This window comes from Rubrivirga sp. S365 (genome assembly GCF_032248475.1).
Classification (GTDB): Bacteria; Bacteroidota; Rhodothermia; order Rhodothermales; family Rubricoccaceae; genus Rubrivirga; species Rubrivirga litoralis.
This window is the reverse complement of the sequence record NZ_JAVTTN010000001.1, coordinates 3,267,935-3,280,289: the sequence shown is the minus strand read 5'-3', so window position 1 is coordinate 3,280,289 and position 12,355 is coordinate 3,267,935. Positions and strand designations below refer to the sequence as shown.

At 75.4% G+C, this 12,355-nt stretch carries 11 protein-coding genes and 1 tRNA gene; 4 read left to right on the top strand and 8 right to left on the bottom strand.

Annotated features, from left to right (window positions below; all coding sequences use genetic code 11):
* Nucleotides 1-13: 13 nt before the first annotated feature.
* The 4 genes from RQM47_RS14310 to zapE form a co-directional block, all read right to left on the bottom strand.
* A complete protein-coding gene (locus RQM47_RS14310; protein WP_314009368.1) occupies nucleotides 14-493 on the bottom strand; it encodes a copper chaperone PCu(A)C in 480 nt (159 codons plus the stop codon).
* 26 nt (nucleotides 494-519) lie between these two features.
* Nucleotides 520-1,110 carry an SCO family protein gene (locus tag RQM47_RS14305; RefSeq protein WP_314009367.1) on the bottom strand — a complete coding sequence of 197 codons (591 nt, stop codon included), beginning with the start codon at nucleotides 1,108-1,110 and terminating at the stop codon, nucleotides 520-522.
* Nucleotides 1,107-1,322, bottom strand: coding sequence for a hypothetical protein (locus tag RQM47_RS14300; RefSeq protein ID WP_314009366.1), 216 nt, complete (start codon nucleotides 1,320-1,322; stop codon nucleotides 1,107-1,109). Before RQM47_RS14300 ends, RQM47_RS14305 begins: the two co-directional genes overlap by 4 nt.
* Before the next feature lie 492 nt (nucleotides 1,323-1,814).
* A complete protein-coding gene (zapE, locus tag RQM47_RS14295) occupies nucleotides 1,815-2,825 on the bottom strand; it encodes an AFG1/ZapE family ATPase (RefSeq protein ID WP_314009365.1) in 1,011 nt (336 codons plus the stop codon).
* Nucleotides 2,826-2,966: 141 nt separating this feature from the next.
* On the opposite strand from zapE, the gene RQM47_RS14290 reads away from it, so the two are divergent.
* Nucleotides 2,967-3,134 carry a hypothetical protein gene (locus tag RQM47_RS14290; protein ID WP_314009364.1) on the top strand — a complete coding sequence of 56 codons (168 nt, stop codon included), beginning with the start codon at nucleotides 2,967-2,969 and terminating at the stop codon, nucleotides 3,132-3,134.
* Here the strand turns inward: RQM47_RS14290 and RQM47_RS14285 are convergent, their stop codons facing one another.
* Nucleotides 3,135-5,360, bottom strand: coding sequence for a PIG-L family deacetylase (locus RQM47_RS14285; protein WP_314009363.1), 2,226 nt, complete (start codon nucleotides 5,358-5,360; stop codon nucleotides 3,135-3,137).
* Nucleotides 5,361-5,470: 110 nt separating this feature from the next.
* Here RQM47_RS14285 and RQM47_RS14280 point away from each other — a divergent pair, with 110 nt between their 5' ends.
* On the top strand, nucleotides 5,471-6,556 hold the full coding sequence (locus RQM47_RS14280) for a M20/M25/M40 family metallo-hydrolase (protein WP_314009362.1): 1,086 nt from the start codon (nucleotides 5,471-5,473) through the stop codon (nucleotides 6,554-6,556).
* A gap of 83 nt (nucleotides 6,557-6,639) precedes the next feature.
* Nucleotides 6,640-6,924, top strand: a complete 285-nt coding sequence (locus RQM47_RS14275; RefSeq protein ID WP_311664878.1) for a hypothetical protein — start codon at nucleotides 6,640-6,642, stop codon at nucleotides 6,922-6,924.
* A 138-nt stretch (nucleotides 6,925-7,062) separates the two neighbouring features.
* On the opposite strand, the gene RQM47_RS14270 is transcribed toward RQM47_RS14275, so the two are convergent.
* The 3 genes from RQM47_RS14270 to RQM47_RS14260 form a co-directional block, all read right to left on the bottom strand.
* Entirely contained in the window at nucleotides 7,063-8,631 is a 1,569-nt protein-coding gene (locus tag RQM47_RS14270) for a glycine betaine ABC transporter substrate-binding protein (RefSeq protein ID WP_314009361.1), read from the bottom strand.
* A 167-nt stretch (nucleotides 8,632-8,798) separates the two neighbouring features.
* Nucleotides 8,799-9,530 (bottom strand): ATP-binding cassette domain-containing protein, encoded by a 732-nt coding sequence (locus RQM47_RS14265; RefSeq protein WP_314009360.1) that lies wholly within the window; start codon nucleotides 9,528-9,530, stop codon nucleotides 8,799-8,801.
* A gap of 346 nt (nucleotides 9,531-9,876) precedes the next feature.
* Nucleotides 9,877-11,808, bottom strand: a complete 1,932-nt coding sequence (locus RQM47_RS14260) for an ABC-F family ATP-binding cassette domain-containing protein (protein WP_314009359.1) — start codon at nucleotides 11,806-11,808, stop codon at nucleotides 9,877-9,879.
* Nucleotides 11,809-12,090: 282 nt separating this feature from the next.
* On the opposite strand from RQM47_RS14260, the gene RQM47_RS14255 reads away from it, so the two are divergent.
* Nucleotides 12,091-12,165, top strand: a tRNA-Thr gene (locus tag RQM47_RS14255).
* The last annotated feature ends 190 nt before the right edge of the window (nucleotides 12,166-12,355 follow it).

The following is a 12,355-nucleotide window of genomic DNA, read 5'->3' as shown; positions in this document are numbered from 1 at the left end:
CCCACGCCGCCGCTTATTGGAGGCCGCGGACGGGCACGCGGAGCGCCAGCGTTTGCCCCTCCGCAAAGTCGAGGGCGAGGTCGACCGTGTCGCCTTCGGCGAGGCCGCGGCGGAGGTCGAGGAGCATGACGTGGAGGCCGCCCGGCTCGAACGCAACCGCCCCGCCCGCCGGGACCGCCACGCGGTCGGCCTCCCGCATCCCGCGGAGGCCATCGGCGCTCTCGGTCGTCTCATGGACCTGGACGCGCGAGGCCGCGTCGGTCCGGGCGGCGACGAGCGTGTCGGGCGTGGCCGTCCCGTTTTCGAGGCGGAAGAACACGGCGCTCACCCCGCCCGCCGGCGCCGCGCGGACGTAGGCGTCGGCCGCGGCGAGGGACGCGGCCTCCGCCACGGGCGGGGCGGGGGGAGCAGGCGGCGCGGCGGCTGGCTCGGGCGCGTCGGCACAGCCGGCGGCGAGGAACGCGAGAACAGCGAGGGGCGGGGCGGGACGCATGGGCGGGGTGGAGTCGGGATCCAGCCTTACAGGAGCGCGCGGGCGTCCTCGGCGACCATCTCGGGCGGGGCGGCGCTCCCCCCGTACGTCTCGACCACGCGGCCGTCAGCGTCGAGGAGCAGCGAGAGGTCGGAGTGGTCCAGGAGCGTGGCGACGGCGCCCGACTCCAACGTGTCGGACCGCGAGACGCGGACGCGGACGCCAAGCCGCTCCATGAGGCGGTCCACCTCGTCCGGGTCGCCGGTCGCGAGCGTCCAGTCGTCGCCGAGCTCCCAGACGTCGGCGTACTGGCGGAGCACGGCGGGCCGGTCGCGCTCGGGGTCGAACGTGAGCGTGACGAACCGGACGGCCGCCGCGTCGGCTCCGAGCGCCTCGCGGACCCGCTTCGTCTGCTGCATCGTCGCGAGGCACACGTCGGGGCAGTGCGTGTAGACGGCCGTGACGTAGGCGGGGCGGCCGGCGAGGTCGTCCGGGAACGCGAACGCGACCGAGTCTCGGTCGACGAGCGACCACGAGGCGTCGGAGAGGTCGTCCTCGGGCGCGAGGTGGTCGGGGCGCCCGCCGCAGGCGGCGAGGAGCAGGGCGAGGGCTGCGAGGGCGGGGAGGCGTGCGGTCATCGGTCGGCGCGGTCGAGCGGGAAGTCGGCGGCGAGCGGTCCCCAGGCGAGCCGGAGCGCCGAGCCGTCGTCGGCGAACGACCACGTGAGGGCGTCGAGCGGCTCGGCCAGCGACTCAGGCGCGACGGGCACGGTCACGTGGGCGGGGTGGTGCTGGGCCTCGGCCCGTGGGGCGAGGGCCGCGAGGGCGAGGGCAAACAGGACGGGGCGCACAGGCTTCCGCAGCGGAGATTTCCCCCAACGCGCGCCGCCCCGTCCAGGTGTCGCCGCCCGCCGTGTAGACCGCGCGAGGACCGCCCCGTCCACCGCCGCCCCGCCCGCGTCGACCTGCCCCCGGGGGCGGGGCGGTCGGAGAAGGCGCCTCCCCGTCCCGTGCCATGCCACTCGGCGCCACCCCGCCCGAACACGCCCCGTTCGCGCTCCGGCCGCTGCGCTGTCGCTTCGCCGCCCCTCCGTCGCACAAACGGTTCCCCTTGAACAAGGGGACAGCCGTACGCCCTTGAGCGGAGCGGTGGGCGTGCGGCGGGGGGTGCGCTCCGCCCCGCCCACGGGCGACCGCCAGTCGCCCCTACGGCACCACCCCGCCCGTGCAGTGAGGGCGGGGCGGCGCATCTTCCGCTCGCCGCTCGCCGCTCGCCGCTCGCCGCTCGCCGCTCGCCGCTCGCCGCTCGCCGCTCGCCGCTCGCCGCTCGCCGCTCGCCGCCCCTACACCCGCTCGACCTCCGCCAGCGCCGTCAGCCGGCTCGTCGTGCGCGCGAACTTGTCCGCGATGGCCGCCTCCAGGCCGCCCCGCCCCTCGGCGGCGAACCACTCGGCGGGCGGGGCGGCGGCCGTGAAGTAGAGCGTGGGCGGGGCGGGCAGGCCGTAGAGGTCGTCGGCCACGCGGAGCAGGCGGAGCGCGTCGTCGGTGTCGGCCACGTCGATGCCGTCGAGGAACAGGGCGCCGCTCTGGGCCAGCCGCTCGGCGAGCCGCGTGCGCTCGACCTCGGTCGTGAGCCGGAGGAGCTCGTCGAACGCCAGCCACCGCTTGGGCTCGGGCGCCGCCTCGTAGGCCCGGCGCATGGCGGCCCGCGCCGCGTCGGGCGCGCCGACCCACGCGCGGCCCTCCTTCTCCAGCCCCTGCCGGAAGTCGTCGCCGCCGACGAAGACGACGTGGTACTGGCGCTCGAACTCCTCGGAGATGAACCGTTCGAGCCGGTCGCGCCCGAGGTGGCCCGAGACGAACCGCTCGGGCTCGGCGTTCGACGTCGCCGCCAGCGTCACGCCCCGCTCGCGGAGCGCCCGGAGCACGGCGATCAGGCGGACCTCGCCGGCCGGGTCGTCCAACTCGACCTCGTCGAGGCACAGGACGCGGGCCTCGGCCGCGACCCGGTCGGCGTAGGCGCCGGGCGGCTCGGTCGCCCGGAAAAGGGCCGACGAGTGCGTGTAGGCGCACGGCACCGGCTCCGCCCCGCCCTCCGGCGCCGCCAGCGCGTGGTAGATCGACGCCAGCAGGTGCGTCTTGCCCGTCCCCACCGGGCCGACGAGGTAGAGCCCGCCGCGGAGCCCGTCGTCGCGCTGGAACAGCCGGAGCCACGACGGCCGCCCCGCCCGCACGCGGACGAGCCGGACGAATTGGCGGGCCTTCTGGAGCGCCTCGGCCTGGCTCTCCGTCTGCGGCCGGTACCCGTCGAGCCGGGCGTCGTCGTAGCGGGCGGGGGGGCGGAGGTCGGTCATAGGGCGGGGCGGCAGCTCGCGCGCTGCGTGTCGGGGGCGGCGAGAACAAGCGGCGGGGTGGTTAAGCTCCAGGGCCGATCGGCCGATACGGCGCCGACGGTCGCCGCCCCGTCCGGAGCCCTCCCCGACATGATGTGCCCGATGAAAGAAGACGTCCCCACCTACCTCGCCCGCCGCGCCCGCCGCGAGCGGATGCTCTCGCGCGTGGTCCCCGCCGTTCTTCTGGTCGTGCTCATCGTGTTCGTCGTCGTCGTGCTCCACTACGTCATGGGGCACGGGCCGCTCAGCCCGTGGCTCCCCGGCCAGTAGTCAGCCCCCGACGCGGTCGCGCGTGAGGGGGAGCGAGACCAGGTTGGCGACGAGCCGCCACGCGCCCGGGTTGAGCGCGTCCAGCTGGCGGTACCACACGAGCGGGCTGTAGACGTAGGTCCCCGCCCCGACCTCGGCGTACAGGATGCCCGACCGGAGCGGCGCCTCGCCGGGGTCGCCCGTGGCCACGAGCTCCTGGTAGCGGCCATCGTAGTCGTCGGGGAAGTAGAGGCCGCGCTCCTGGACCCACCCCGCCCAGTCGGCGGCGTCGATCTCGTGCGGCGCGTGGAAGACCGGGTGGGCGGGGGCGAGGACGTCGACGGGCGCCTCCTCGACCGTCACGCGGTCGCGGCCCAGGTGGAGCGGGTAGGGCGCGATCCCGCCGGGGCCGCCGTCGGCCCCCGGCTCGTTCCACTCGAACGACTTGTGGTAGCCCACGACGAGGTGCCCGCCCCCGCGGACCCACGCGAGCAGCTGGTCGCGGGCCGCCGCGAGGTCGGGGCGGACGAGGAGCGCGCGGATGTCGAGCACGATCGCGTCGAGCCCGTCGAAGTCGCCCTGCGCGAGCGCCGCGCTGTCGAGCGGGACGACGTCGGCGCCCATCACGCGGAGCGCGCTCTCGGTCACGTCGTCGTACGACCGCACGAACCCGACGCGGAGGCCGGGCGCGACCGACACGTCGGGGAGCACGGCCGCCGGGCGCCCCACCGTCGCCAGACCGTCGACGGCCGCCGCGTCGGCCACGACGCGGAGCCGGTACCGCCCCGCCCCGGCCGTCTCCGGCACGTCGAGCGTGAGGCGGACCGTGTCGGCCGACGCCGGGACCGTCCGCGCCGCCGTCGCGACCGCGTCGACGTAGTCCGGCGCCTCGACGGCCGCGTGGACGCGGACGCGGTCGACCGAGTGGTCGTAGACGTCGAGCGCTACGGCCACGGGGTTCGGCCCGGGCTCCAGCCGCACCGGCCCCGGCGCGAGGTCGACGACGACGGGCGGGGCGGTCTCGGTTTGGTCGACGACCGCGCCCGCCCCGCCCTCGGCGAGACGGTAGGCCCCGGGCGGGGCGGCCGTGGGCCGGTCGTACTGCGCGCGGTAGGCCGGCAGCGTCGGTGCCTCCCCGACGACCACACGGTCCTCGTTCTCGACCGCGGTGACGGGCAGCCGCCCGGTCTCGACGAGCGTGGCGAGGTCGAGGTCGCGGGCCGCCGGGTTCGGGCCGAGCCCGGCCGCGAGGTCCGTCGCGCCCGGCGGCAGGGGCGGGGCGGCGGGCGCCGCCTTCAGGAGCGCGAAGTACGTCGTGTCGCGGCGGAACCGCGGGGCGAACGTGTCGAACCCCTGGCTCACGTGCTGGGCCGCCGCCGCGACGGCCCGGTCGGCGCAGCTCTCAGCGGGGCGGTCGGGGAGCACGCGGCAGGCGTCGCCGACGGGCACGGCCACGTCGTACCGCTCCGGCGCCCCGCTCTGGAACCCGCCGACGCGGACGAACAGCCGCTGCGGCTGCCACAGGTCCACGCCCGGCTCCGCGAGCTGCTCGGGGTGGAAGGCCGGGTCGGCGGCGCGGTCGAACGCCTCGGCCGCCGAAATCCCGACGGCCTGGTGGTGCCCGTGCTGGGCGTCGGGCCACGCCGTCGACGTGTCGTGGTTCGTGAACAGGACGTCGGGCTTGTAGCGGCGGACGACGCGGACGAGGTCGGCCACCAGCATCTCGCGCCCGGCGTCGGCGCCGCGGCGCGAGGCGAGCTCCTCCCAGAACCCGGCGCGCCCGCGCGACCACTCGTCGAACGCCTCGGCCGCGTGCTTCGAGAACCCGAAGTCGTAGCGGTTGAGGTAGGTCACGCGCGTGCCCAGGATGCGGGCGGCCCGCTCGGTCTCGGCCGTGCGGATGGCGCCCAGCCGCTCGTAGAGGTCCGGCCCGGCCTCGTTCTGGCCGCCCTCGCCGCGCGTGAACACGACCGAGTACACGGCGGCGTCCTGGTTGCCGCGGTAGTACGCCATCGTGAGCCCGTCCTCGTCGTCGGGGTGGGCGGCCAGGTTCATGACGACGAGCGGGCGCGTCGGGAGCGCCGCCCCGCCCAGGTCGTCCGCGCCGAGGCGGTCCGCCCCGCCCGCCGCCGTCGGGGCCGCTCCATCCGAGCGGGGCGGGGCGGCGGGCGCCTGGGCCGGGGCGCACCCGGCGGCGGCGGCCACGAGGGCCAGGAGGACGGCGAAGCGGGGGACAAATCGGGCCATGCGAGGAACGGCGGCGGCGGGCGGGGCGAACCTACCCCGGCCGCCCGGGCGCCGATCCCGGGCCGCGGCCAGCCTCTCCGTCTCTCCACCCCGCCCCCCTGCGCCCGCCCATGCCGATCTCCGACGACGACCGCGCGTTCCTCTTCGACCTTCTCCGCACGCCCTCGCCCACCGGGTTCGAGGCGCCGGGCCAGCGGCTCTGGGCCGCCCGCGCAGCCGAGTTCGCCGACGCCGTCGACAGCGACGCCTACGGCAGCGCGTGGGCCACGAAGCGGGGCGCCAACGACGCGGCCCCGACCGTGCTCCTCGAAGCCCACGCCGACGAGATCGGCTTCGCGCTCAAGTACGTCACCGACGAGGGCTTCCTCCGCGTCGACCGGATCGGCGGGTCGGACCACGCGATCGCACGCGCGCGCCGCGTCGTGTTCCTGGGGTCGAAGGGGCCGGTCGCCGGCGTGCTCGGCAACACGGCCATCCACCTCCGCGACCGCGAGAAGGACGAGAAGGCCCCGAAGATCGAGGAGCTGTTCGTCGACGTCGGCGCGTCGTCGCGCGAGGAGGTCGCGGACCTCGGCCTCCGCGTCGGGCACCCCGCCGTCTACGCCGACGCGGCCGAGCTGCTCACCGAGAGCCGCGTGACGGGCCGGGCGCTGGACAACCGGCTGGGCGGGTTCGTGCTCACGCAGGTGCTGGCGGCGCTGAAGACCGGCGACCGGCCCCAGGCCGCGACCGTCGCGCTCAACGCGGTCCAGGAGGAGATCGGCGGGAACGGCGCCAAGATGGCGACCTACGCGATCGCCCCCGACGTGGCCGTGGTCCTCGACGTGACGCATGCGACGGACTCGCCGGGCATCGAGAAGGCCAAGCACGGCGACGTAAAGCTGGGCGGCGGCCCGACCGTCACGCACGGGACGGTCAACCACCCCGCCGTCGTGGCGCGCCTGGTCGAGGTGGCGGAGAAGGAGGGCATCGCGCTCCAGCACGAGTCGTCCAGCCGCTACTCGGGGACCGACACCGACGTCGTGTTCACGACCAAGGCCGGCATCCCGGCCGCGCTCGTCTCGATCCCCATGCGCTACATGCACTCGACGGTCGAGACGGTCGACCTGGGCGACGTCGAGGCCACGGTCCGCCTGCTCGAAGCGTTCGTCCGTTCGGTCCGCGCCGACGACACGTTCCGCACGGAGATCCTGTAGCGCGGGGCGACAGACGGGGCGGGGCGGGGTGGAGGCCCGGGGGCGGGGCGGCGTATCCTCCGCGCTCCCGAGCCGCCCCGCCCATGCCCGAGACGGATCCCGCGATCACGCCGACCTGCGCGCACTGCGGGTCGGACGCCGTCATCCCCGATGCTTTCCTCTACCCCAAGGACTCGGGCGGGGGCACGGGCACGCTCCAGCTCGGCCTCCACCGGAACCCGAGCGCCCTGATGCTGAAGCAGACGGAGCGGACCGACACGCGCGTCCAGGTGTGCGGCGACTGCGGGTTCGTCGCCCTGTTCAGCACCGACGCGCGGGCGCTCTGGGACGCCCACGTCGACCGTCTTTCGCGCGAGTTCGGCGCCTAGGATGAAGGGTACGGGGTACGCGGTCCGGGAATCCCGCCTCGGGCCGTACCTCGTACCCGGTACCTCGTACCCCCTGCGTCCCCAGAGGGCGCCCTCGCCACCCCGCCCCGCCCTCGCCACGGGCGGGGCGGCCGCCCGCTACAGCCGCAGCCCGCGCGGGATGGCCACCCGACCCGCCAGGCTGAACAGGCCCTGGACCGCGAGCGCCAGGACCGCCGCGGGCACGGCCCCCTCCAGGATCAGCCCGACGTCGTCGAGGCGGATGCCGGTCAGGATGGGCTGGCCGTAGCCGCCGGCGCCGACGAGCGCGCCGAGCGTGGCCGTGCCCACGTTGATGACGGCGCTCGTCTGCACGCCGGCCAAGACCGACGGCGCCGCGAGCGGCAGCTCGACGCGCCGCAGGCGCACGCGGGCGGGGAGGCCGAGCGCCGCCGCGCTCTCGCGCAGCTCCGGCGCGATGCCGACGAGCCCGGCGTGCGTGTTGCGGACGATGGGGAGCAGGCTGTACAGGAACAGCGCCGCGAGCGCCGGCGGCGCGCCGATCCCCAGCACGGGCAGCATGAACACGAGCAGCGCCAGCGACGGGATCGTGTACGCCACGCTGACCACGCCGAGCACGGGCGCCTCCAGCCACGGCACCTTGGCCGCCGCGATCCCGAGCGGGATGGCCACGACGATCGCCGCCGCGAGCGACAGGCCCACGAGTGCGAGGTGCTCCTTCGTCCGCTGCCAGACCCGCCCCGCCCGGCCGACCGTCTCGACCTGGGCGTCGACGCCGAACCGGGCGCGCACGAACGCCGCCGCGACGGCCGCCTCGGTCTCGCCGTCGATCTTGACGCGGGCGTTGAGGGCCGCCACCGAGTCGGCCGTGAGCGCCCCGGCAAGCCGGCCCCAGGCGGCGACGACGGCCGGCGCGCGCTCGGCGAGGTCGGCGCGGTAGAGGAGGACGGCGTCGTAGCGGGGGAAAAAGCCGCGGTCGTCCTCCAGCACGCGGAGCCCGTAGTACGGGACCTCGGCGTCGGTCGAGTACAGGTCGACGGCGTCGAGGTCGCCGGCGGCGAGGGCGCGGTAGGCGAGGTCGTGGTCGAGCCCGCGCACGTCGGCCTGGGGCAGCCCGTAGGCGCGCCGCAGGCCGGGCCAGCCGTCCTCGCGGTCCAGGAACTCGTTCGAGAACCCGAACCGGAGGGCGGGGTGGGCGCGCAGGTCCGAGAGCGTCTCGACACCCAGCGCCTCGGCCCGCGACTCGGTCATCCCGACCGCGTACGTGTTGTTGAACCCGAGGGGCGGCGTCGCGCGGACGCCCTCGCGCGCGAGCGCCGCCCGCAGCGCCTCGGGCGTCGACACGTCCTCGTCCGCGAAGATCTCCTGGGCGAGCGTGCCCGTGTACTCGGGATAGGCGTCGACGTCGCCGCGGAGGAGCGCCCCCCAGACCACGCGCGTCCCGCCGATCTCGCGCCGGTGCGTGGCGTCGGCGCCGGCGTCGCGGGCGAGGTCCGTGGCGATCTCGCCCAGCACGACGCTCTCGGTAAACACCTTCGACCCCACGACGACCTCGGCCGCCACCCCGCCCGCGCGCTCCGGGGGCGGGGCGGTCTGCGCCCCGGCGGTCTGCGCCGCCCCGCCCCGCCCGGCGAGCGCGAGGAGGACGAGGGCGGGGAGGAGGCGCAGGAGGTGGCCGACGGCGGAACGGGGGGGAGCAGCGGCCACCCCGCCCGGCCCGGTCGGCGAGGGCGGGGCGGCGGGTGCTAGAGCACCCTTCGGGTTGGTACGGGGTACCGAGTACGAGGTACGGCCCGATTTGACCTCGGCGCGCGCGGACCCCGTACCGAGTACCCTGTACCTCCCTGCACGTTGTTGTAGGGGCGGGGCGGTCGTCATGGGAGCGCGTAGCGTTGGGCCTCGACGAACGCCTGGACGAACGGCGTCGCCGGGGCGTCGGCGATCTCCTCCAGCCGCCCGCGCTGGACGATCCGGCCGCCGTCCATGACGGCCACGCGGTCGGCGAGCACGGCCGCTTCGCGGAGGTCGTGGGTGACCAGGAGGACGGTCGTGCCGAGGTCGGCGACGATCCCGGCCAGGTCGCGCTGGAGGCCGTCGCGCGTGACCGGGTCGAGCGCGCCGAGCGGCTCGTCGAGCAGCAGCACGTCGGGGCTCAGGACGAGCGCCCGGAGCAGGGCCACGCGTTGGCGCTGGCCGCCCGAGAGCTCGGCGGGGAAGCGGCCGAGCGTGTCGGGCGCGAGCCGCGCGAGCTCGGCCAGCTCGGCGAGGCGCGTGTCGAGGCGCGCGTCGCTCCAGCCGAGGTGCCGGGGCAGGAGGCCGGCGTTGCCGCGCGCCGTGAGGTGCGGGAACAGACCGCCGCCCTGGATCACGTAGCCCGCCCGCCGTCGGACCTCCAGCGCCGTCGCGTCCGTGACCTCGACGCCGTCGACCGCGACCGTCCCCGCGTCCGGCACGACGAGGCGGAGCACGGCGCGGAGCAGCGTCGACTTGCCGCTCCCGCTCGTGCCCAGCAGCGCGAGCACGTCGCCCCGCCCGACGGCGAGACTGGTCGGGTGGAGGGCGACCGTCGGGCCGTACCGCTTGGCGACGCCGTGGAGCTGGATCAAGGGGGAGAAGGGGGGACGAGGAACGGGGAACGGGGAACGGGCAGGCGGGTGCCCGAACGCTGCCGCCCCGCCCGGTACGGGGTACGGGGTACGGGGTACGGGGTACGGGGTACGGGGTACGGGGGGCGCACGGGCGGGGTGGTGCGCGCTTTGTTCCGCCCCGCCCGCGGGTCTGCGTGCGGCGTGCGGGGCGGTCAGGGAGGCGGTGCCCCGCCCGTGGCCGCCCCGCCGTTGCACGAAAGGGCGCTGCGTGGGGCGGGGCGGCCGGTTTTGACGCTCGGATAGGGGCGGGCACCCTTCCGCCTTCCGCCTTCCGCCTTCCGCCTTCCGCCTTCCGCCTTCCGCCTTACTCCGCCCGTTCGGCGAGCTCGGCCCAGCGATCGACGTCGGCCTCCAGCTGGGTGACGAGCGCTGCGAGCTCGGCGGAGAGCGACACGACCGCCTCGGCGTCCGTCGCGCGCTCGGCGAGCGCCGCCTCCAGCTCCGGCTGCCGCGCCTCGGCGTCGGCGATGCGCGCCTCGACCGTCTCCAGCTCCCGCTTTTCCTTGTACGACAGCTTGGCCGCCCCGCCCGCCTGCGGTCCGCCCGCCGCCCCGCCCGTCCCGTTTTGCGCGGGCGGGGCGGGGGCCGACGCCGCGGGGGCGGGGCGGGACTTCGCCGCGCGCTCGGCCTCGGCCGCCTCGCGGGCCTGGATCTCCAGCCACGCGCTGTAGCCGCCGGGGATCTCGCGGACCGCCCCGCCCTCGCCGATGCGGAACAGGTGAGCGGCCGTCCGGTCGAGGAAGTAGCGGTCGTGCGAGACCGTGATGAGCGCGCCGGCGAACGTGTCGAGGTAGTCCTCGAGGGCCACGAGCGTCGGGATGTCGAGGTCGTTCGTGGGCTCGTCGAGCAGGAGCACGTTGGGCGCCCCCATGAGCACGCGGAGCAGGTAGAGCCGCCGCCGCTCGCCGCCGGAGAGGAGCCCGATGGGCGTCCGCTGCTGCTTCGGGGGGAACAGGAACCGCTCCAGCATCTGGCTCGCCGTGATCACGCTCCCGTCGGCCGTGACCACGTTCTCGGCCACGTCCTCGATGTAGTCGAGGATGCGCTGGTCGTCGTCGAGCGCGCGGCTTTCCTGGTCGTAGTAGCCGATCGAGACGGTCGGCCCGATCTCGACGGTCCCGGCGTCCGGCGCGAGGCGGCCGGCGATCATCTCCAGGAGCGTGGTCTTGCCCGAGCCGTTGGCCCCGATGATCCCGATCCGGTCGCCGCGGGGGACGAGGTAGGTGAAGTCGCGGATGAGCGTCCGCCCGTCGAACCCTTTCGTCACGCCGTGGAGCTCGACGACTTTTTTGCCCAGCCGCGTCGACGCCGAGGCGATCTCGATCTCGGCGTCGGGCGCGTCCGGCGCCGCGTCGAGGAGCGCGTGGGCGCGGTCGATGCGCGACTTCGACTTCGAGGTCCGCGCCTTGGCCCCGCGCCGCAGCCAGGCCAGCTCGCGCTTGGCGAGGTTGGCGCGCTTCGCTTCCTCGGCGGCCTCAACCACTTCTTGCGCCGCCTTCTGCTCCAGGTAGTCCGAGTAGCTTCCGACGTAGCGCGTGACCGCCCCGCCCCCGACTTCCAGCATCCGGTTCGTGACGCGGTCGAGGAAGTAGCGGTCGTGCGTGACGAGGAGGAGCGCGCCGGTCCACGCCGAGAGGAAGCCTTCGAGCCAGCCGACGGTCTCGGCGTCGAGGTGGTTGGTCGGCTCGTCCAGGATGAGGAGGTCGGGCCGCTCGACGAGCACGCGCGCGAGGGCCACGCGCTTGCGCTGGCCGCCGCTCAGCGTGCCCACGAGCGCGTCGGTGTCGGTGATGTCGAGGCGGTCGAGGACGGCCCGCGCCTGGGCCTCCAGGTCCCACCCGCCCACGGCGTCGAGGCGGGCGGCGAGGCGCGTCATCTCCGTCACGCGCTCGGCGTCGTCCGGGTGTTGTTCGAGGGCGTGGACGGCCGCCTCGTAGTCGCGCAACAGCTGCATCGACGGCCCCTCGCCGGCGAACACGGCGTCGAGCACGGTCTGGCCGTCGTCGAAGTCGGGCCGCTGCGGGAGGAACCCGACGCGCGCGCCGCTCGCCTGGAGCACGCGCCCGCCGTCGGGCCGTTCGACGCCGGCGGCCAGCCGCAGCAGCGTCGTCTTGCCCGACCCGTTGGCGCCGATCACGCCCACCTTCTCGTCGGCCTCGACGACGAACGAGACGTCGTCGAGGAGCGGCTTGGTGCCGTAGTCCTTGAGGACGCGGTCGAACGTGAGGAGGGCCATCGGGCGGGCGGCGGGGCGGCAACGGGCGGGGCGGCAAGATCGCTCGGCCGCCCCGCTCGGTCCTCCTCGCGGCCTCCACCCCGCCCACGACGCTGGCGCCCCGCGTGGTGCCGAGCGGGGGCGGGGTGGACTGGGCACCACCCCGCCCACATCCGTGAGGGCGGGGCGGGCATTCCCGCTATCCTCTGCCCCGGGCGGGGCGGTTCACCGGGATTTCGGCTGGGGGCGGGTTGGCGCGCTTGGGCCGGGTGCGTAGGTTTTGGGTCCGTCGCGAGGCGGCACGCCAACGTAGCTCAGGGGTAGAGCAGCTCACTCGTAATGAGCAGGTCGTCAGTTCAAATCTGACCGTTGGCTCCATGAAAACGCCCCGGACAGTCCGTTCGGGGCGTTTTGCCTCGTGCTTGTCGGCACAAGACTGCACTGCCCAACGCGAGTTTGTGGAACACGTGTAGAACGGCCTGCCGGCGTTCCACAGACCACCCGGTAGACAACTGAGGGTCTCCCGGTCTTCCAGAGAGGCCGTAGACTCGTTCGTCGTACGTTTCCA

Bases quoted from the DNA above. Each gene is read 5' to 3' on its own strand.
- RQM47_RS14310 (WP_314009368.1), bottom strand. From the start codon at position 493: ATGCGTCCCGCCCCGCCCCTCGCTGTTCTCGCGTTCCTCGCCGCCGGC.
- RQM47_RS14305 (WP_314009367.1), bottom strand. From the start codon at position 1,110: ATGACCGCACGCCTCCCCGCCCTCGCAGCCCTCGCCCTGCTCCTCGCC.
- zapE (WP_314009365.1), bottom strand. From the start codon at position 2,825: ATGACCGACCTCCGCCCCCCCGCCCGCTACGACGACGCCCGGCTCGAC.
- RQM47_RS14290 (WP_314009364.1), top strand. From the start codon at position 2,967: ATGAAAGAAGACGTCCCCACCTACCTCGCCCGCCGCGCCCGCCGCGAG.
- RQM47_RS14285 (WP_314009363.1), bottom strand. From the start codon at position 5,360: ATGGCCCGATTTGTCCCCCGCTTCGCCGTCCTCCTGGCCCTCGTGGCC.
- RQM47_RS14280 (WP_314009362.1), top strand. From the start codon at position 5,471: ATGCCGATCTCCGACGACGACCGCGCGTTCCTCTTCGACCTTCTCCGC.
- RQM47_RS14275 (WP_311664878.1), top strand. From the start codon at position 6,640: ATGCCCGAGACGGATCCCGCGATCACGCCGACCTGCGCGCACTGCGGG.
- RQM47_RS14260 (WP_314009359.1), bottom strand. From the start codon at position 11,808: ATGGCCCTCCTCACGTTCGACCGCGTCCTCAAGGACTACGGCACCAAG.